20 protein-coding genes and 1 tRNA gene are annotated in these 17,409 nt (G+C 43.5%); 9 read left to right on the top strand and 12 right to left on the bottom strand.

From position 1 onward, the window contains the following. Positions 1-14: 14 nt before the first annotated feature. Positions 15-90 (bottom strand) — tRNA-Asn (locus F941_RS11130). A gap of 250 nt (positions 91-340) precedes the next feature. Here F941_RS11130 and F941_RS11125 point away from each other — a divergent pair. Continuing rightward, positions 341-784, top strand: a complete 444-nt coding sequence (locus tag F941_RS11125; protein ID WP_005011232.1) for a hypothetical protein — start codon at positions 341-343, stop codon at positions 782-784. Positions 785-904: 120 nt separating this feature from the next. Here the strand turns inward: F941_RS11125 and F941_RS11120 are convergent, their stop codons facing one another. Together F941_RS11120 and F941_RS11115 are read right to left on the bottom strand one after the other, a co-directional pair. Then, positions 905-1,339 (bottom strand): PaaI family thioesterase, encoded by a 435-nt coding sequence (locus F941_RS11120; RefSeq protein WP_005011231.1) that lies wholly within the window; start codon positions 1,337-1,339, stop codon positions 905-907. A 119-nt stretch (positions 1,340-1,458) separates the two neighbouring features. Continuing rightward, positions 1,459-1,698: a hypothetical protein gene (locus F941_RS11115; RefSeq protein WP_005011230.1), complete on the bottom strand. Its 240-nt coding sequence runs from the start codon at positions 1,696-1,698 to the stop codon at positions 1,459-1,461. Positions 1,699-1,992: 294 nt separating this feature from the next. On the opposite strand from F941_RS11115, the gene F941_RS11110 reads away from it, so the two are divergent. Both F941_RS11110 and F941_RS11105 read left to right on the top strand, forming a co-directional pair. After that, on the top strand, positions 1,993-2,853 hold the full coding sequence (locus F941_RS11110; RefSeq protein ID WP_005011228.1) for a DMT family transporter: 861 nt from the start codon (positions 1,993-1,995) through the stop codon (positions 2,851-2,853). Between the two features lie 3 nt (positions 2,854-2,856). Further along, complete coding sequence (locus F941_RS11105; RefSeq protein WP_005011225.1) at positions 2,857-3,549, top strand: DUF2711 family protein; 693 nt, start codon at positions 2,857-2,859, stop codon at positions 3,547-3,549. A 101-nt stretch (positions 3,550-3,650) separates the two neighbouring features. Here the strand turns inward: F941_RS11105 and F941_RS11100 are convergent, their stop codons facing one another. Beyond that, positions 3,651-4,877 carry a pyridoxal phosphate-dependent aminotransferase gene (locus tag F941_RS11100; RefSeq protein WP_005011222.1) on the bottom strand — a complete coding sequence of 409 codons (1,227 nt, stop codon included), beginning with the start codon at positions 4,875-4,877 and terminating at the stop codon, positions 3,651-3,653. A gap of 300 nt (positions 4,878-5,177) precedes the next feature. Then, positions 5,178-6,005 carry a type I methionyl aminopeptidase gene (gene map, locus F941_RS11095; RefSeq protein WP_005011221.1) on the bottom strand — a complete coding sequence of 276 codons (828 nt, stop codon included), beginning with the start codon at positions 6,003-6,005 and terminating at the stop codon, positions 5,178-5,180. A gap of 207 nt (positions 6,006-6,212) precedes the next feature. Here map and rpsB point away from each other — a divergent pair, with 207 nt between their 5' ends. The 6 genes from rpsB to F941_RS11065 all read left to right on the top strand — a co-directional run bounded on the left by rpsB (position 6,213) and on the right by F941_RS11065 (position 10,807). Continuing rightward, positions 6,213-6,962: a 30S ribosomal protein S2 gene (gene rpsB / locus F941_RS11090; RefSeq protein ID WP_005011220.1), complete on the top strand. Its 750-nt coding sequence runs from the start codon at positions 6,213-6,215 to the stop codon at positions 6,960-6,962. A gap of 141 nt (positions 6,963-7,103) precedes the next feature. Then, entirely contained in the window at positions 7,104-7,982 is an 879-nt protein-coding gene (gene tsf / locus F941_RS11085; RefSeq protein WP_005011218.1) for a translation elongation factor Ts, read from the top strand. Between the two features lie 174 nt (positions 7,983-8,156). Beyond that, positions 8,157-8,693, top strand: coding sequence for a DUF3465 domain-containing protein (locus tag F941_RS11080; protein ID WP_005011212.1), 537 nt, complete (start codon positions 8,157-8,159; stop codon positions 8,691-8,693). Between the two features lie 94 nt (positions 8,694-8,787). Beyond that, entirely contained in the window at positions 8,788-9,627 is an 840-nt protein-coding gene (locus F941_RS11075; protein WP_005011205.1) for an AraC family transcriptional regulator, read from the top strand. A gap of 158 nt (positions 9,628-9,785) precedes the next feature. Further along, positions 9,786-10,490, top strand: coding sequence for an AzlC family ABC transporter permease (locus F941_RS11070; RefSeq protein ID WP_005011203.1), 705 nt, complete (start codon positions 9,786-9,788; stop codon positions 10,488-10,490). Further along, positions 10,490-10,807 (top strand): AzlD domain-containing protein, encoded by a 318-nt coding sequence (locus F941_RS11065; RefSeq protein WP_026253348.1) that lies wholly within the window; start codon positions 10,490-10,492, stop codon positions 10,805-10,807. The genes F941_RS11070 and F941_RS11065 overlap by 1 nt, the downstream gene beginning before the upstream one ends. A 92-nt stretch (positions 10,808-10,899) precedes the next feature. Here F941_RS11065 and F941_RS11060 read toward each other — a convergent pair whose 3' ends face one another. The 7 genes from F941_RS11060 to F941_RS11030 form a co-directional block, all read right to left on the bottom strand. Next, complete coding sequence (locus tag F941_RS11060; protein ID WP_005011198.1) at positions 10,900-11,355, bottom strand: Mpo1 family 2-hydroxy fatty acid dioxygenase; 456 nt, start codon at positions 11,353-11,355, stop codon at positions 10,900-10,902. A gap of 309 nt (positions 11,356-11,664) precedes the next feature. Next, positions 11,665-12,276: a septal ring lytic transglycosylase RlpA family protein gene (locus F941_RS11055; RefSeq protein WP_005011197.1), complete on the bottom strand. Its 612-nt coding sequence runs from the start codon at positions 12,274-12,276 to the stop codon at positions 11,665-11,667. Positions 12,277-12,562: 286 nt separating this feature from the next. Next, positions 12,563-13,564: a lytic murein transglycosylase B gene (mltB, locus tag F941_RS11050; RefSeq protein ID WP_005011196.1), complete on the bottom strand. Its 1,002-nt coding sequence runs from the start codon at positions 13,562-13,564 to the stop codon at positions 12,563-12,565. A 611-nt stretch (positions 13,565-14,175) separates the two neighbouring features. Then, positions 14,176-14,826: a hypothetical protein gene (locus F941_RS11045; RefSeq protein WP_005011193.1), complete on the bottom strand. Its 651-nt coding sequence runs from the start codon at positions 14,824-14,826 to the stop codon at positions 14,176-14,178. 25 nt (positions 14,827-14,851) lie between these two features. Continuing rightward, a complete protein-coding gene (queF, locus tag F941_RS11040; protein ID WP_005011192.1) occupies positions 14,852-15,667 on the bottom strand; it encodes an NADPH-dependent 7-cyano-7-deazaguanine reductase QueF in 816 nt (271 codons plus the stop codon). Further along, positions 15,667-16,440 carry an ABC transporter permease gene (locus tag F941_RS11035; protein WP_005011191.1) on the bottom strand — a complete coding sequence of 258 codons (774 nt, stop codon included), beginning with the start codon at positions 16,438-16,440 and terminating at the stop codon, positions 15,667-15,669. Before F941_RS11035 ends, queF begins: the two co-directional genes overlap by 1 nt. Then, a complete protein-coding gene (locus F941_RS11030) occupies positions 16,437-17,372 on the bottom strand; it encodes an ABC transporter ATP-binding protein (protein WP_005011190.1) in 936 nt (311 codons plus the stop codon). The genes F941_RS11035 and F941_RS11030 overlap by 4 nt, the downstream gene beginning before the upstream one ends. Positions 17,373-17,409 lie beyond the last annotated feature (37 nt).

Below are 17,409 nucleotides of genomic sequence, written 5' to 3'. Positions count from 1 at the left end.
GGGCTTTTAGAATTTGGCTCTCCAACCTGGGCTCGAACCAGGGACCTGCGGATTAACAGTCCGTCGCTCTACCGACTGAGCTATTGGAGAATCTGCATGCGATTATAAGGAGATTTTCCCGAGGGTCAAGCGAAAACTGTCATCTTTATGGCATTTTTTAACTATATGCTTTTTATTTAAACAAAAGGGTTTGCTTTTAAAATTTACAGCCAGAAAGCCTTGCAATAGGAAAATCCACTTGTTAGTCTGAATTTAACAACAGAGAGTTTAAGCGCAAGCTTAGACGGTGTGGATTTAAACCAACTTGCCAGCACTAAAATGGCTAAACAGGAGAAAGCGAATGAATGCGCTGACTATTTCTCATCTATTTTCAAATCTTCAATCTTATCAAGCTCAGTATCTTTCGATTCTGCAGAACGCAGAACAGTACTTTACGCCCGTAGAAGATGCCTATATTCACGTATGGCCCGCTGCAAGACAGCCGCTCTATCTGGGGGACTTGCTGCAGCTGTGGCTGAGTGATAAGTGGATTGTGAACACGGAAAAATCGCCGCTGATCAATACCATTTTGCGCGATAAAAATAAGCCCGTCACTGAATTTGACCGTTATCTATTTAAGCTTGAAGGAAATTTATTTACTGGCCGGCACGTTGCTCAGGCTTGGTCAATTCACGCATCACAGTGCGAAACATTGAATGTGGGGAGTTTATTTCAGTTTTACTGCATCTTTAAAAGCTTAAACCGCCCCAAACCTCAAGCAAAATCATTGCAGCAGCCGGTTTAAGGCGCTTGCCGCCATTGGCTGGGATGCTCAGCGCTGAAACCAGCCAATTAACGATTCCAGCCAGCATTGCACATTCGGTTCAGGGGTTTTAAAACAAAGCGCTATAACGCCAATCAATGCTTAAGGGCGGATGATCATGCAGGTTGCAGTGGCATGGGCATACAGCTTGCCGTCTTCATCAATAATTTTCCCTTCTGAAATGCCTAAATTTTTACTGATATTGATCAGTGTGCCGACAGCCAAAAGTTCTTTGTTTTGCGGGATGGGGCGGCACATTTTAATATTCAGATCGATGGTGCCATAGCCTACGCCAGCTTCAAGCATCGTATGCACTGCGCAGCCGGTGACTGAATCCAGCACCGTCGCGGCAAAACCGCCATGCACGCCGCCCAGCGGATTTAAGTGGCGGTGATCGGCTTTAGCTTTAAAGCTGATGCTTCCCTCAGCAACTTCAAAAGGCTGCATAGGAATCGTTTCACTGATGCTTGCGGGAGGGATTTTGCCGTCACACATGGCCTGCAGCAGCTGTAATCCTGTCATTTCTTTTGGATGCATTCTGTTCTTCCTTTCTTTAATATCTAGTTCCTTTTTGGAACTTGATATTGATTAAACAAAATTCATCCGCGGGCGTCAATGCGCAGATTTGAATTCATCAGTACATTTATTGGTCTGTGTTAGGAGAGATAGGCTTTATCAAAACAGTCAAATTGCCGCAGAATTTTCATGGCAATCTCTTCGCCGGTCGCCCACGTCGTAACCGCTGTTTGCGGATGGACATCAATGATGTCTAAATTCAGACAGAGGGTTTGCTGACTTTGAATGATAATAAATTGAGGAGAGCGCGGCTTTAGGCTTTTTGCAATATAGTGTTTTAAGTTTTCTTTTTGATAAACATCAATAATTTTATAGCGCATGAGCAGGTAAAAACCTCTATAAGCTTTATCGTGGCTATTTTAGAGCTTAAAGCATTTTTTTTGCAAAGCAATTAAATAGATAAATGTATCAAAAAGCTCAGAGCATAGACTTTGGCAATATGCAGAATCAGTGTGATTTCAAGTGATTGATACGCTGCTGAACTGTTTATGGCCGAATAGCAGGCAAAGTAAGCTAATGAGTAATTTGAATAAGGGTGAGTAGAAAAGCATAGTAGATTTCATAAGCAGAATTCGATATACCTAGAGCATGCCGTTGAATAAGGATGCTCAACCATGCTGTTTAAAATTTGCATCGCCATGCTGGCATTTGCGGCAAATTCGATTTTGTGCCGTTTGGCTTTAGCCCAGCAACAGATTGATCCCATGAGTTTCAGCCTAATCCGTGTGTGCAGTGGGGCAGTGGCGCTGTTTTTACTGTATATGTGTTCTGCACACAAAGCCCAAATAGAGTGGAGTGTAAAAAACGGATTTTTTCTTTCCTTATATATTGTGGCTTTTTCATTGGCTTATGTGCATATCGATGCGGGTGTGGGGGCGTTGCTGCTGTTTGGCACCGTTCAGATCAGTATGGTGGCTTATGGGCTGTGCCATGGTGAAAAAATCAATCTGCGCCGCGGTATCGGGCTGGCGATTGCCATTCTAGGCATTTTCATCTTGTTGCTGCCTGGTGCATCAGCGCCTCATTTGGGCTATGCCGCGATGATGGTGCTTTCAGGCCTAGGTTGGGCGATGTACAGCATCGCAGGCAAAAATATGCAAAATCCATTGGCGAGCAGCCTTGCCAATTTTGTGCTGGCTGTTCCTTTTGTTGGATTGGTTTATCTGGTTTTTTACAGTCAGAGCTTTGTGCAGCCTAGAGGGGTGATTCTTGCGATAGTGTCGGGCGGTTTAGCATCCAGCGGCGCTTACGTGCTGTGGTACGCCATTGTGAAGCAGATTGACCGTGTGACGGCCAGCAGTGTGCAGCTGTCTGTGCCATGCTTGGCGATTATCGGCGGTGCATTGTTTATTGGTGAACCTTTGAGCTTGCGTATTATTTTGTCGGCAGTCATTGTTTTAGCAGGGATTGGCTTGGTGATTTGGGCTTCGGCAAAGAAGGGTAATATAAAAGAAATTGAAAATTTGAAGATATAAATCATGAAAGAAAATAATGTATTGATTCCTGAAATTTACGCCTCTTACCCTTATGATGGAAAGATTTTAGAATATTATCAGGGCGTTTTTGAATCGGTGTATATCGTTTTGCATCCATTTTATAAAGGAATAACTCTAAATTTAGATCAGGAGAATGATGAATTTTGGTTTGATGATGATCAACTGAGAAATGGCTGTAAAATAGTGCTGTGGAAAGATGTTATTGCATTAACAAAATTTGAGAATTATTCTCAAATACATAAGGCATGGAATAAATTGAATAGCGGTGAGGGTAATGGTATTGAGTGTTCCTGCATTTCTGAATTGGCTGGACTGTATGAGAAAACAAAAATAGCGATTCCAGATGATAGCTGTGGAATAATTTCCCCTTTTTTGTCAGATGCGATGCTAAAAAGTGTAAAACTTTTAGGATACTCTAAACTTTGGCTTGTAGATGAGTTTTCTTATCAGCAGCCCAGCTTGCATGATATAGATGAGTTATTGCTTACACAGCAAACACATAATTGTAATTATACAGAAGATCATAAATTACTTTTCGCAACGCATTGGGATAGTCATTTTTCGTTTCTATGTTCATCTAAATCAAATATTGACAAAATTCTTGAAAATTATCCTTTCGAAGGATTCTTTTGTACGCCTAAAACTGAAGTCTATTGGGGGCTGCATGAGATTTAAACACCGAATTATTGAGTCTTTAAAGATTTAAGCCGTGAAATTTAAACCATAAAAAAACCCGCGAAATTCGCGGGTTTTTTAAATTTGATATTTAAATCAAATTATTTTTCAGCAGCAATAGAAGCAATCGCAGCGTCTACGCCTTCGATTGAATCAGCCGCTTTCTTGATACGCGCAAGCGCATCTACAAGCACTTCGTCAGCAGTTGCATAAGAAATACGCATGTAGCCGCCTAGACCGAATGCATCGCCAGGAACAACTGCAACGCCAGTTTCTTCCAATAACCATGCAGAGAATTCCGTGCAAGATTTTAAGCCTTTTGCACGAATCAATGGGCGGATGTTGGCGTATGCATAGAATGCGCCGTCAGCAGGAAGGCAAGTGATGCCGTTGATGTCATTCAAGCCTTTTACCACTAAGTCATGACGGCGTTTGAACGCTTCAATCATTGGCTCAAGAACGTCTTGAGGGCCATTCAATGCAGCTTCTGCAGCAACTTGCGAAATAGACGTTGGATTAGAAGTTGATTGAGACTGGATTTTTTTCATCGCGCCAATCAATTTAGCAGGGCCCGCTGCATAGCCGATGCGCCAGCCAGTCATAGCATACGCTTTAGATACACCATTTAGAACGATTACGCGGTCGTAAAGGTCTGGGGCAACAGTTGCGATGTTGTAGAATTCATCTTCCCAGCGGATTGGTTCGTACATATCGTCAGAAGCAACTAGAACTTCTGGGTATTTGCGAAGAACTTCAGCTAAAGCAAGTAATTCTTCTTTCGTGTAGATCATGCCAGTTGGGTTTGAAGGGCTGTTTAGAACCACTAAACGAGTTTTGTCAGTGATTGCCGCTTCTAATTGAGCTGGAGTGATTTTGAAACGCTGTTCTTCACCGCATTTCACAATGACAGGCACGCCTTCAGCGATGATTACCATGTCAGGGTAGCTTACCCAGAATGGCGCAGGGATGATCACTTCATCGCCTTTATTTAACAAAGCAAGCGCCAAGTTAAAGAATGATTGTTTGCCGCCGCAAGAAACCAAGATTTGGTTCGCTGCATAGTCAAGATTATTGTCGCGTTTTAATTTAGCAATAATTGCTTTTTTAAGGCCTGGAGTACCGTCAACAGCTGTATATTTGGTAAAGCCGTTGTTAATCGCTGCAATTGCTGCGTCTTTGATGTGTTGTGGTGTGTCGAAATCAGGTTCGCCAGCGCCCAAACCAATAACGTTTTTACCCGCAGCTTTCAATTCAGCTGCTTTGTTCGTTACCGCAAGAGTTGGGGACGGTTTGATGGCATTTACACGATCAGAGAGACGTACGTCCACGGCAGTATTCCTTCTTATAGGGATTAAAAATTAAAAAGCACATTATCTTAGCCTAAAATGGCGCATAAAGGGGAGTATGAATTGCACCATTATGAAAAAAACTCTGCAAAAATATTTTCAAATACATTTGAGTGTCCTTACAAATACAAAGCTTTAGTTTGAATGAGCAGCAGGAGGAATTTATTCTTTTGATATAAAAGGCATTATTTATAAATTTAGTATTCTTGATTGAAAGCCGGCCGAAAATTAAAAGATAAAAAAGGCCGCATAGCGCTGGCCTTTTTTATCGCCTATTTCAGCTTATTTTTGAAAGCGTGATAAATCTTCTTCAGGGCGCGCAGTTAATACTTCAACCCCGTTTTTGGTGACCAGCAGCGTATGTTCATACTGCGCAGACAGGCTATGGTCTTTCGTCACCACAGTCCATTTATCGCCCAATAATTTAGTTTTCCAGTCGCCGCCATTAACCATGGGCTCAATGGTAAAGGTCATGCCTTCTTCTAAAATCATGCCGGTATCAGGCTGGCCGTAGTGAAGCACTTGCGGTTCATCATGAAATACCGTGCCAATGCCGTGGCCGCAATATTCGCGGACTACGCCAAAACGTTCTGATTCGACATATTGTTGAATGGCATGGCCAATATCGCCAATGGTTGCACCTGGTTTAACCACTTCCATGCCGCGGTACATGGCTTCTTGAGCCACTTTGCATAAACGGTTTGCCAGGATTGACGTTTCACCGCCTACGATGTACATCATGTTGGTATCGCCGTGATAGCCATCTTTAATGACGGTGACATCAATATTCAAGATGTCGCCTTTTTTCAAAACTTTACTGTCAGACGGAATGCCGTGGCAAACGACATGGTTTACAGATGTGCAGATTACATGCTGGAACGCAGGGCGGCCAGGCGCAGCGCCGTAACCTAAACATGCTGGAATCGCCTCTTGTTTATTGACAATATAGTCATGACAAATCGTATCAAGTTCGAGGGTAGTCACACCGGGAACAATATGCGGTTTGATCATATCCAAAACTTCTGCCGCCAGCCGTCCAGCGACACGCATTTTTTCAATTTCGTCTGGAGTTTTTATTAAACGGCGGGGAGCTTCGTAAGTACGGTTCATGATCTCTAAAAACTTTTGGAAATTTGTATGTGACTATGGTATAAATAGCCGCCCATTTTATCAAATGCTTTTTCGTGAATAAATTTCACGGGCTTTGTGCGATGGGGCAATAAAATCCGCACATATATCGACACATTTCTCTGGGTGCCCTTTGGGGTGGAGAATGCGGATATATGGAGGCCTAACCCAAACTTTAAGGTAAAGAAAATGGCAGATTACAACGTAAGCATGCGCGACCTTCTTCAAGCAGGCGCTCACTTCGGTCACCAAACACGTTTTTGGAATCCAAAAATGCGCGAATACATCTTCGGCGCGCGCAACAAAATTCACATCATTAACCTTGAGCACACTGTTCCTGCGTTAAATGATGCTTTGAACTTTGCTAACAACTTGGCTAGCAAAAAGAACAAAGTTTTGTTCGTTGGTACTAAACGTGCTGCTTCTAACATCATCCGTGAACAAGCTCAACGCGCAGGTCAGCCATACGTTGATCACCGCTGGTTGGGTGGTATGTTGACTAACTGGAAAACTCTTCGTCAGTCAATCAACCGTCTTAAAGACCTTCAAACTCAATCTCAAGATGGCACTTTCGCTAAGCTGACTAAACGTGAAGCTTTAGAGCGTACTCGTGAGATGGAAAAACTTGAACGCGCTTTAGGCGGCGTTAAAAACATGGGTGGTTTACCTGATGCATTATTCGTAATCGATGTTGATCACGAAGCAATTGCAATTAAAGAAGCTAAAAACCTTGGTATTCCTGTAATCGGTATCGTTGATACAAACTCTAACCCAGACAACGTAGACTACGTTATTCCGGGTAACGATGATGCGATCCGTGCAGTTACTCTTTATGCTTCTGCTATGGCTGATGCGATTATTGCTGGTAAAGAATACGCTCAATCACAAGCAAATGCGCAAGCAAAAGCTGAAGACGTTAAAGAAGCTCCAGAGGCTTAATGCGTTTGACGCAAGCTTGTCATTTTTGCGACATGTGATGGTGGCAATGTAAGCGTCATGTATGCAGACGGCCCATGAGAATCCTCTGGGCCGTTTCTGTTCTAAAAAGAATTCATTTTCTACCGAATTTAGGAGATTGACATGACTGCAGTTACAGCAAGCATGGTTAAAGAATTGCGCGACCGTACTGGTTTGGCAATGATGGAATGTAAAAAAGCATTGACAGAAGCGGGCGGTGACATCGAATTAGCGATTGACAACCTTCGTAAATCTGGTCAAGCAAAAGCTGCTAAAAAAGCAGGCAACATTGCGGCTGACGGCGCGATTACGATTGCTCAAGAAGGCAACAAAGCTATTCTTTTAGAAGTAAACTGCCAAACTGACTTCGTTGCTAAAGACGAAAACTTTGCTGGTTTCTCTGCAAAAGTTGCTGCTGCTGCACTTGCTGCTGGCGTAACTGATGCTGCTCAAATTGCTGAATTGAAACTTGAAGATGGCCACACTGTAGAAGAAGCGCGTATTGCACTTGTTCAAAAAATCGGTGAAAACATCCAAGTTCGCCGCGCGTCAATTGTTGAAGGTGAAAACCTTGCAGTTTACAAACACGGTTTAAAAATCGGTGTTGTTGTTTCTTACACTGGCGACGCTGATACAGGTAAAGGCATTGCAATGCATGTTGCTGCATTCAACCCAGTTGCCGTTACAGCTGACCAAGTTTCTGCAGATCTTATCGCGAAAGAAAAAGAAATTGCTGAAGCGAAAGCGATCGAATCTGGCAAGCCAGCAAACATCGTTGAGAAAATGGTCACTGGTTCAGTAGAGAAATACTTGAACGAAGTGGTTCTTGAGCGTCAAATGTACGTAATCGACAATGACAAAAAAGTTGCTGACGTATTGAAAGCGACTGGTACTGTTGTTGCTCAATTCGTTCGCTTTGAAGTAGGCGAAGGCATTGAGAAGAAAGCAGAAATGAGCTTCGCTGATGAAGTTGCTGCTGCTCAAGCTGCTGCTGCTCAATAATTTTAGCCTTTAGGCTCAAATTATTTGCATAAAAAAGCCCCATTTTTGGGGCTTTTTTATGTTTCCGCATCGGCTTATACACTTTTAAGTCAAAGCAAAATTCACAGCATTTATAATAATCAGTGAATTGTTCTGATTTAATATAAGCAGAATAATTTTGACATTAGATGATGTATGGCAAATAAAACAAATTTAAGTATTGGCGCAGTGATTGCGCTGCTGGCGGCTGCATATTTCGGCATTGATCTGCAGCAAAATAAAACTGAACAGCCTGCATCACAGCAAGTGAGCGAGGTTCAACGCCCAGCAGAGAACAATGGCCCGCAGGATGCGGAAAATTCTGCAAACCGTCAGCCTGCTGCCGATGATATGCAGAATGACACTGCATTAATTGGAAAAGCATATGCACAGCAGCAAAGCAATGTACAGGTACATGCAAGCGGCGAAGTCAAGGCCGTATTGCGTGATGATGCGGAAGGTTCAAAGCACCAGAAATTTATTTTAAAACTGAGCAATGGACAGACTGTTCTAGTTGCGCATAATATTGATTTATCGCCGAGGATTCAAAATCTGCAAAAAGGCGATACCGTCGAATTTTATGGAGAATATGAGTATTCCAATCAAGGCGGGGTGATTCATTGGACGCATTTGGATCCCAATCAGCGTCATGAAGATGGCTGGTTAAAACATGATGGGAAAATTTATCAGTAATAATGCCATGATTGGATAAAGCTCAATAAGCAATTTTGTTCTATGCATGCGTTAAAAAATAGCTATGTTAGATGTTGATAAGACAGGAGCGGTCATGCAAGAGAACAAAGCGCTTGAATTTGCAGATTATTGGCATGTCCAGGAGCTGGGCGGACTGGAGCTGCTGAAAGCATCCTATCAGCAGACTCAGTTCTCAAAACATACGCATGAAGGCTATTGCATTGGCTTAATTGATGAAGGGGCTCAGTCGTTTTTGACCATGGGGAGTCAGCATATTGCCCCCAAGGGGGACATTATTCTGGTGAATGCGGATGAAGTGCATACCGGTTCTTCAGCCGTTGAGACCGGCTGGCGCTATCGGGCGATTTATCCGACGCCAGAAATGATGGAAGAAATCAGTGTCGGCTTTTTCAGAGAAACCGGCGCCGCCCCATGGTTTCCGCAGGCAGTGGTGCATGATAAGGGGCTGGCGGAGCAGCTGCATATGCTGTTCGATTTATTGCTGCAGCCTAAAAATGCATTATTTAAGCAAAGCTTGTATCTTTCTACACTGGCCTATTTATTCACTAAGCATGCGCGGGAAAAGCAAAGTTTAAAATCGTTACCCGAGGCGCAGCAAAAAATTCAGCTTATACAGGAGTTCTTGGCCGCAGAACCCGAAAAAGAGCATCAATTGGCCGATTTGGCGCAGATGGTGGGTTTAAGCCAGTGGCACTTATTGCGCCAATATAAGAAATATACAGGGCTGCCGCCGCATGCCTGGCTGGTGCAATGCCGCTTGCGGAAATCGCTGAAGCTGCTGAAACAGGGCCAGGATATCGCTTTAACTGCACAGTTGTGCGGTTTTTCTGATCAAAGCCACTTTACACGGCATTTTAAAAAATCGCTGGGCTGTACGCCTGCGCAATACAGACTTCATAAAAATTTTGCATAGCTTTTTTTAGCATGCATCAATCTTCGAATACAGCAGGTATGCGAAACGGTTTTTATTTTCTTTTCTTGCATTGTTTCTGCATACCGCAATTTTATTCAATCAATTCAGTGCATTTAGATTCATCCTTTTTAGAGATTGGAACTTGGGACGAATCCGTAATGATGAAAACATGGCCTTATTCAGCGAAAGGCACTCCGTCTTTAGGCTTTTGGCAGGGTGTGCAGGATATGTTGCCCTTATCTATTGCCGTCATTCCATGGGGGATTCTGGCCGGATCTGCAGCAGTCAATGCGGGATTAAGCTTAATGCAGGCGATTGGCATGTCTGCTTTTGTATTTGCGGGCGCTGCGCAGCTGGTCAGTTTGAGCATGCTGTCAGCAGGCGCATCTGCTGTCAGTATTGTGCTCACCATATTTTTCTTAACCAGCCAGCATTTTATTTATGCACTGCATTTGAGGGATGAAGCGGTCAAATTGCCATTGGCAAAACGGCTCTGCCTTGGTTTTTTGCTGACGGATGAGTTATATGCCACTGCTATGCTGACTGATCAGCGGCCTTATCGGTATCTATTGGGGGCTGGGCTGAGCTTTTATCTGTGCTGGGTGGGGTTCAGCATTGCAGGGATTGGGCTGGCCGCAATGGTTCCGGATTTGAGCGCCTTTCATTTGGAATTCTCGATTGTTGTCATCTTTTTGGTGATGGCGGTTTTGCTGCTGAATAACAGGCTGGCCATTGTTGGCGTATGTGTTTCAGCGCTTTCAGCAACCGTGTTTTCTTGGCTGAAACTGGAAGCGGCCATTGTGCTGGCAGGGCTGTGCGGCATGCTGGCTGCAGCATGGCTGGATTGGAGAGGGAGCCGATGATGAGTTGGATATTGCTATTCAGCCTGACAGCGGTGACTTTTTTTAACCGCTACCTTTTTCTGGAGCCTAAAACAGCAATTAAATTGCCAGATTTTACCCTGCGTATGCTGAAATATGCGGCGCCGTGCCTGATGGTTTCCATTTCTACACCGATTGTCTTTTTTGAGCACAGTGAATGGAAAGGAATCCTCAGCAACAGCTATTTTTATGGCGCTATTTTTGCTGTTTTCGTGACTGCAATTACACGCAAAATGCTGATCAGCATTGCGCTGAGTTTGCTATTTTTTTATGTCATGATTTATTTTTTCGATTTTTAAAAATGAGATGAAAATAATTCAAATAAGAGGGCTGATTTGATGAAAAAAGCTAAACAAAAAGCCTTTTTCATCCCAGCTGGAAAATCCGTGCGCTAAATGCTCGTCATTTGCGTTTTTTGGCGGGTTTTCCATTTAGTGCTAACTTTGCCTAGGTAGGCGTCTACACACCATAGAGGGCCAATGAGGAGGAATTGAAGATCTTTAAAGAAAGATGGTTTTTTCCCTTCCACTTTATGGCCGTAAAATTGCCCGATCCATGCTGCAGTGAACAGCGCGATGTACAGACCTGCACCTGCAGGCAGGATGAAAATCAGCCAAACCATCAGCAGTGTCAGCGCAGCCATGGCAATGGCTAAAACAATATCAAGGCGCATATAAAACACCATGGCTAAAACAACCAGCAGAGCCGTAAGTAAAACACTGAAATGTGCGAGGATGCCGATAATCGAAAAATAAATGGTAGGCACGCAAACCCAATGGATCAGCTTATTGGTTTTGTTCTGATGGCTTTCACTGTATTCATCAAGCCATTCGGTGACTGTTTTCATGCGGCATCCCTTCTTATCTATATTTCTGAGTAAAATATAATCAAGAAAAGAGGATCCGTCAAAAGATTCAAATCAGCAGCATGACGGCTCGGGCTTTAAGCGCTGCGCTAAAAAATGCGATTTAAGCTGAGGATGCCTGCTGGGGCATTTTTCCGGTTTTGAAAATGAAGAGCGTTAGGCGATATTGGATTTATTTGACCTTGTGAAAGGTCATGCAGAGCAGCTGGGCGGTTTGCATCAGACTCTCAAACAGGTTGAAATGAAAAAAGCCGCAGGGCGGCTTTTCAGTCAAATGCAGTAAGTAAAGCCTTAAGAGTTCGGACCTTCGACCCGTTCGATATTGACACTTGCTGTACCTGAATTGGTAATGCCTAATTGCTTAGCCGCACCATATGACAAATCCAGTACACGGTTGCCATGGAATGGGCCGCGGTCATTAACCTTTACGACTACGCTTTTGCCATTGTTTTTATTCGTTACACGAATAAAGCAGTTTAGCGGCAGGCTGCGGTGGGCTGCAGTTAATCCATTCATATCGAATGTATCGCCGCTGGCAGTTTTACGGCCATGGAATTGGCGGCCATACCATGAAGCTGTACCACTCTGGCTGAAACGGCGCACAGTGTTTGAAGCTACGGTATTCAACTTTTCAATCACTGAAGGTTCTTCTTCAGGGATCTCAATTTTTGCAGCGATGGTTTCGCGGCGGATTTTATCGCCAGAACGCTCAGTGATTGAAAGGCTGCTCAAGTTTTTAAAATTTGAGTTAAAGCTTTGCGCTTCTTTGTTCAAGGCGCGCGCGGCAAGGCGAGAGTTATCGTTATCATTGGTAAATGATGACTGAACCATCTCGGCTTGTGATTGGCTTAGGGCAACCGTCGTGGCAACCGCTAAGACATATTTAATAAGTGATGACTGCATTGTTTATCTCCCAAGGGCATATTTGCAGCTAATTTCAAGTGTTTGAAAATTATGCAATGTTGCCTGTTATTTCACTTTTGCAACTACATTTGACGAAATGGATAATATTCATGCAGTCAATAGGCTGTCTAGTCTTTAATTAAAATAGTTAAAAAAAGAACGCAAAAGAAACAAATATTGATTAAAAAATAATCAATATTGTAACATGGTGTGTAAAATGAGGGTTTTGTGATCTTTTTTAATATTTTTTTTATTGACTTTTTTATTTCAAAGGAAATTGCCGGCCTTAACGGCTGGCAATTTCAGTCCCTAAAAGCCACAGTGCTGTAGCATACATGCGGCTTTTGTTGTAAGTGGTAATGACTTGAAAATTCGGGTAAGTGATGTAATAAATTGGCCCATAATTTTCTTGCAGCTGTATGACATTCACCAAATCCAAGTCATCAATTTTTATAATAGGATTCAAGGGGCTAATGCCCTGAGTCTTGATTGCGCCATAAGGGGCAGGCTGATTTAAATCGGCCGAGATGACAGAAGCGGGATTGCTGCCTGAATAGCGGGCGGGAAATGCAATCGGCTGATTGCGCTGCCAGCCATGCTGCGCCAGATAATTGGCAATTGAGCCAATGGCGTCTACGGCAGAATTTCTTAAATCAACATGGCCATTGCCGTCATAGTCCACGCCAAATTTAGGAATATTGCTCGGCATGAATTGCGGATAGCCCACAGCCCCTGCATAAGATCCGACAATTGAATTTGCCGGCACGCCGTCTTTATATGACCATGCAATTAAAGCGCCTAATTCATCTTGAAAATAAGCGCCGCGGCGTTCATAGCCAAACCCAAGCGTTGCTAAAGCGTCACGGGTGACAAAAGAGCCCTTGTTTGCGCCAAAACCTGTCTCTACCCCTAAAATACCCAAAATGATGGATTGAGGTACGCCAAACTGCTGTTCTGCGCGGTTGAGCGTGTCTGCATACTGCTGTTTAAAGCGAACACCGCGCTGAATCGTGCTTTCGGCTAAAAAATTGGTTTTATATTCATACCAGGGCTTGCTTTCACCTGGACGGTTCATAATATTGATAATATTGGGCAGATTTTTTGCGCCATTCATTGCCCAGTCGACTTGTTCCGCGCTGAGGCCGTAAGTCTGCATAGTTTTTTGCTTAAAATTAAAATATTGCGGCGTGTTTTGAAAATCATTGGCTTGGCAGAAACTGGTAATTGACAGGGCGCCAGCTGCTAGCGCCAAGGTTTTTAGCTTCTTATAAAAATGCTGTTTAAACATATTGGGCTGTATTCCAAAATTATTATCAATACGAATCAAATGACCGTAAAGCAGCTGCTCGCTGCAGGGGATAAAAGCATCAAAAAATGCTGATTTCAAAGGGTGTATTGCTTAATGATCTTAAGATAACACTCATGAGCTGCAAGTTAACAAAAAGTTCTATAAAACTAGACAAGGATTGATCAAAAGGAAAAGTTTCATCCGTCATTTCTGCAAATTTGTATGTATATATAGTCGAAGAACAGGTGATGCTGAATAAACATGGTTTTGAATTGATGTTCTGCTTTAAGCCGTGCGCTGCGAAGAGCGATTAGGTTGCTGATGGATCTGGAGATTTGGAGGAAATCTGATTGTATCAAATCAGCTGAAGATGCGCTTGCGCTTCAACGTTGCAGGCAAATCGTTTTATATAAACGCATGTATATAGTCATGAAAGGCATCAATTTAACGTTCGTTTAAATTTTTATCAAAAATTCTATTGTGCGCAATCGGTGGAGAGGCTGTTTGGGACTGCGTCTGCATGAAGAGTACGGTAAACAGCGCGCGGTAAAAAGCCGCGCTTAAATTGAATTTAAGTGCGGCTCGGGAATTATCAAACCATGCAGAATAATTTATGGATTGAACATCGGATCGTGCGCTTCAGCAAGTGCGCCAAGCTCTTCTTTGGTTAAGTTCGGGAAGATCTTATCAATGGCAATGTGAACTGCCTTAATGACCGCAGAGGAACCGATATCGGCCGCTTTGCGCTTAATCATGCCTAAATCCAGTGTTTTGTTGAAGTCATTCATGAAATGGCGCACAGTCGCTTCGGCAAATTGTTTGTACAAGGCTGCAAATGCGGACTTATTAATGTCATTTCCGGCTTTAATCTCTGCATAAGATGCTTTTAAATTGGCAACTAAGCTGCTGTCTAGCGGTTCCCCAACGCGTTTAGCGCCAGAAGCATCTGTAAATAGGCTTCTTTCAGAAAACTCAATGGATTGCTTGACTACATTATTATCTGCCTTGCTCAATAGCTGCTTCAGCAGCACAGCAACAGTCGACTTTACATATCCTGCAAGTTTTTCAGCCGTATCGCGCTTGTCACTGGCAGGAAAAAGGCGAACAGGGCCAAGAATTGTGGCATCAATGATTTCATCATTGATCAGCAAGGCTGTTTTATCCCGTAAAGGGTACAGCGGCTCGCTTGAGTTCTTGCTGTTATGGCCAGTCTCAATGCTGTCTAAAAGCGAATCAGATGGAATAAAACCAAAAAATGGCATCGTATAAACCTCAATGTTCTTTATTTTATTGTCGCGCCAATCGAATGGGGCGAGGCATCCATGTTAAGTCCGATACACGGCAAGGGTTAATGTCTAAACCGCCGCGGCGTGTATAGGCGGCATATACCATCAGCTTTTCAGGCTTCAGGTTTTGCCAAATGTCAGCATAAATCTGTTCTACGCATTGCTCGTGGAAACCGTTATGCTGACGGTACGAGATAATATAAGCCAAAATACTCTCGTAAGACGGCTTTTTACCTTGATATCTTATAAATACCGTGCCCCAGTCGGGTTGTCCAGTGACTGGGCAGTTACTTCTGAGTAAATGTGAATAAAACTGGACTTCGATATTTTCATCCTGAGCCGCATCCAAAGCCAAAAGCGCAGCATTGGGATGGTTTTCCAATTGAGCTGGAATCAGCTCATCGATGCAAAAACCTTCCGGCTCAGAAACCTCAACACCATCTGCATGAAATAAATCGATCGTGACGGGCGCTCCGGCAGCCGCGGATAAATCTTTTTCTACAGTGGCTTTAAAGGCATCTTTAGAGTCAAACTTGGTGAAGTTCATACTGTTAAAGTAAAGCTTTAACGATTTTGACTCGATCAGATTCGGCGAGGCTGCAGGCAGGGTCAAGCGGCCAATGGCGACTTGGGGGATGCCGGCATGATTCAGCCATGAAATTTCAAAAACATGCCACCAGTCTTTGCCTTGCTGGATGCCTTCTACATGCGCATAGTTTTCACGTGACTGAGCACGGGCGATGGGAAACAGAATATCCGGCTGATATTCTGTTGGATAGTTGGTGTCTTTACCTAAAAGAGAATGTTCTACACTCATTATTCACGCATTCCTGAACCACGAGAAAGTAAATAGTAAGCAATGCCGTAGAGTACGGCACAGCATAATGTGACAACGCCAAGTGAAATGCCAACATTGACATCGCTGTGGCCCAAGATGCCGTAGCGGAATGCGTTGACCATATACACAATGGGGTTAATCAAGGATAAGTTTTGCCAAAATGGGCTGAGCGCCGAAATGGCGTAAAATACTCCGCCTAAGTAAGTCAGCGGTGTCAGTACGAAGGTTGGGATAATTGAAATATCATCAAAAGATTTTGCATACACGGCATTAATAAAGCCGCCCAATGAAAATAAGAAGGACGTAATCAATACAGTATATATAGTCACAAACCAATTGGTAATATAGAGGTCAGTAAAAAACAGGCTCATGGCTGTTACGATAATGCCGACTAAAACGCCGCGGCAAACGCCGCCCAAGACATAGCCCCATAAAATGGCATGCAACGGAACGGGGCTCATAATCAGTTCTTCAATGCTTTTTTGGAATTTGGCGCTGAAGAAACTTGAAGACACGTTGGCATAGCTGTTGGTAATCACGGCCATCATAATTAAGCCGGGCACAATAAACTGCATATAAGTGAAACCGCCCATAGTGCCAATGCGTGACCCGACCAAATTGCCGAAAATCACAAAATACAGGCTCATGGTAATCGCTGGCGGCAGCAGTGTCTGCGGCCAAATCCGCATAAAGCGCCGGATTTCTTTATGTACAAGCGTATAGAGTGCGACTTTTAGCTGGCTTAAATTCATTGCGCGGCTCCATCAAGATTTTTTTCCACCATTTTGACAAACAGTTCCTCTAAACGGTTGGATTTGTTGCGCATGCTGCGCACTTGAATGCCCTGTGCTTCCATCAATTGGAACAGCTGATTTAATGTATGCGCTTTGTCCATCGTTACTTCTAGGGTGACGGGGTCGATCAAATTAAAACGCACGCCAATAATATCGACATGCAGCGGTTCAATCGGCGCGGCCAAATCAAAAATAAAAGATTCTTCATTTAGCTGATTTAAGAAGTCTTTCATACTGGTATCTTCTTTAATCACGCCGCGGTCAATGATGGCAATCCGGCGGCACAGCATTTCCGCTTCTTCTAAATAGTGCGTTGTTAGAATGATAGACGTGCCTTTTTCATTCATTTCGGTCAGGAATTCCCACATCGAGCGGCGCAGTTCAATATCGACACCGGCAGTCGGTTCATCCAATATCAGCAATTTTGGCTCGTGCATCATGGCGCGGGCGATCATCAGGCGGCGTTTCATGCCGCCTGACAGCATACGGCCTTGGGTATTGCGCTTTTCCCATAAACCGAGCTTTTCTAAATATTCTTCGGCGCGCTTTTCGGCGATTTTCTTAGGAATGCCGTAGTAGCCGGCTTGCGTCACTAAAATATCAAAGGTCTTTTCAAATTGCCCAAAATTGAATTCTTGCGGGACGACACCTAGGCATTGTTTCGCTTCAGACGGGTGAGTGTCTAAATTATGCCCGAAAATTTCCACGCTGCCAGATGTTTTTTTCGTCAGGGAGCTGATGATGCTGATAGTTGTTGATTTACCTGCACCATTTGGACCTAATAGCGCATAGAACTCACCTTCAGGAACGGTTAAATTGATTCCTTTCAGCGCTTGAAAACCGTTTTTATAGGTTTTAGATAAATCCCTTAGCGTCAATGCATCAGTCATGAAAATATTACCTGGTGAATAATGGGGCTATTGTGAG

This window comes from Acinetobacter bouvetii DSM 14964 = CIP 107468 (genome assembly GCF_000368865.1).
Taxonomy (GTDB): domain Bacteria; phylum Pseudomonadota; class Gammaproteobacteria; order Pseudomonadales; family Moraxellaceae; genus Acinetobacter; species Acinetobacter bouvetii.
The sequence above is the reverse complement of the archived record's forward strand: the minus strand, read 5'-3'. Positions and strand labels throughout refer to the sequence as shown.

Excerpts from the sequence above, each read along its gene's own strand:
- F941_RS11035 (WP_005011191.1), bottom strand. The coding sequence starts at position 16,440 with ATGAATTTAAGCCAGCTAAAAGTCGCACTCTATACGCTTGTACATAAA.
- F941_RS11080 (WP_005011212.1), top strand. The coding sequence starts at position 8,157 with ATGGCAAATAAAACAAATTTAAGTATTGGCGCAGTGATTGCGCTGCTG.
- tsf (WP_005011218.1), top strand. The coding sequence starts at position 7,104 with ATGACTGCAGTTACAGCAAGCATGGTTAAAGAATTGCGCGACCGTACT.
- map (WP_005011221.1), bottom strand. The coding sequence starts at position 6,005 with ATGAACCGTACTTACGAAGCTCCCCGCCGTTTAATAAAAACTCCAGAC.
- F941_RS11030 (WP_005011190.1), bottom strand. The coding sequence starts at position 17,372 with ATGACTGATGCATTGACGCTAAGGGATTTATCTAAAACCTATAAAAAC.
- mltB (WP_005011196.1), bottom strand. The coding sequence starts at position 13,564 with ATGTTTAAACAGCATTTTTATAAGAAGCTAAAAACCTTGGCGCTAGCA.
- F941_RS11075 (WP_005011205.1), top strand. The coding sequence starts at position 8,788 with ATGCAAGAGAACAAAGCGCTTGAATTTGCAGATTATTGGCATGTCCAG.
- queF (WP_005011192.1), bottom strand. The coding sequence starts at position 15,667 with ATGAGTGTAGAACATTCTCTTTTAGGTAAAGACACCAACTATCCAACA.
- F941_RS11105 (WP_005011225.1), top strand. The coding sequence starts at position 2,857 with ATGAAAGAAAATAATGTATTGATTCCTGAAATTTACGCCTCTTACCCT.
- F941_RS11055 (WP_005011197.1), bottom strand. The coding sequence starts at position 12,276 with ATGCAGTCATCACTTATTAAATATGTCTTAGCGGTTGCCACGACGGTT.
- F941_RS11070 (WP_005011203.1), top strand. The coding sequence starts at position 9,786 with ATGATGAAAACATGGCCTTATTCAGCGAAAGGCACTCCGTCTTTAGGC.
- F941_RS11120 (WP_005011231.1), bottom strand. The coding sequence starts at position 1,339 with ATGCATCCAAAAGAAATGACAGGATTACAGCTGCTGCAGGCCATGTGT.
- F941_RS11065 (WP_026253348.1), top strand. The coding sequence starts at position 10,490 with ATGAGTTGGATATTGCTATTCAGCCTGACAGCGGTGACTTTTTTTAAC.
- F941_RS11060 (WP_005011198.1), bottom strand. The coding sequence starts at position 11,355 with ATGAAAACAGTCACCGAATGGCTTGATGAATACAGTGAAAGCCATCAG.
- F941_RS11045 (WP_005011193.1), bottom strand. The coding sequence starts at position 14,826 with ATGCCATTTTTTGGTTTTATTCCATCTGATTCGCTTTTAGACAGCATT.
- F941_RS11125 (WP_005011232.1), top strand. The coding sequence starts at position 341 with ATGAATGCGCTGACTATTTCTCATCTATTTTCAAATCTTCAATCTTAT.
- rpsB (WP_005011220.1), top strand. The coding sequence starts at position 6,213 with ATGGCAGATTACAACGTAAGCATGCGCGACCTTCTTCAAGCAGGCGCT.
- F941_RS11115 (WP_005011230.1), bottom strand. The coding sequence starts at position 1,698 with ATGCGCTATAAAATTATTGATGTTTATCAAAAAGAAAACTTAAAACAC.
- F941_RS11110 (WP_005011228.1), top strand. The coding sequence starts at position 1,993 with ATGCTGTTTAAAATTTGCATCGCCATGCTGGCATTTGCGGCAAATTCG.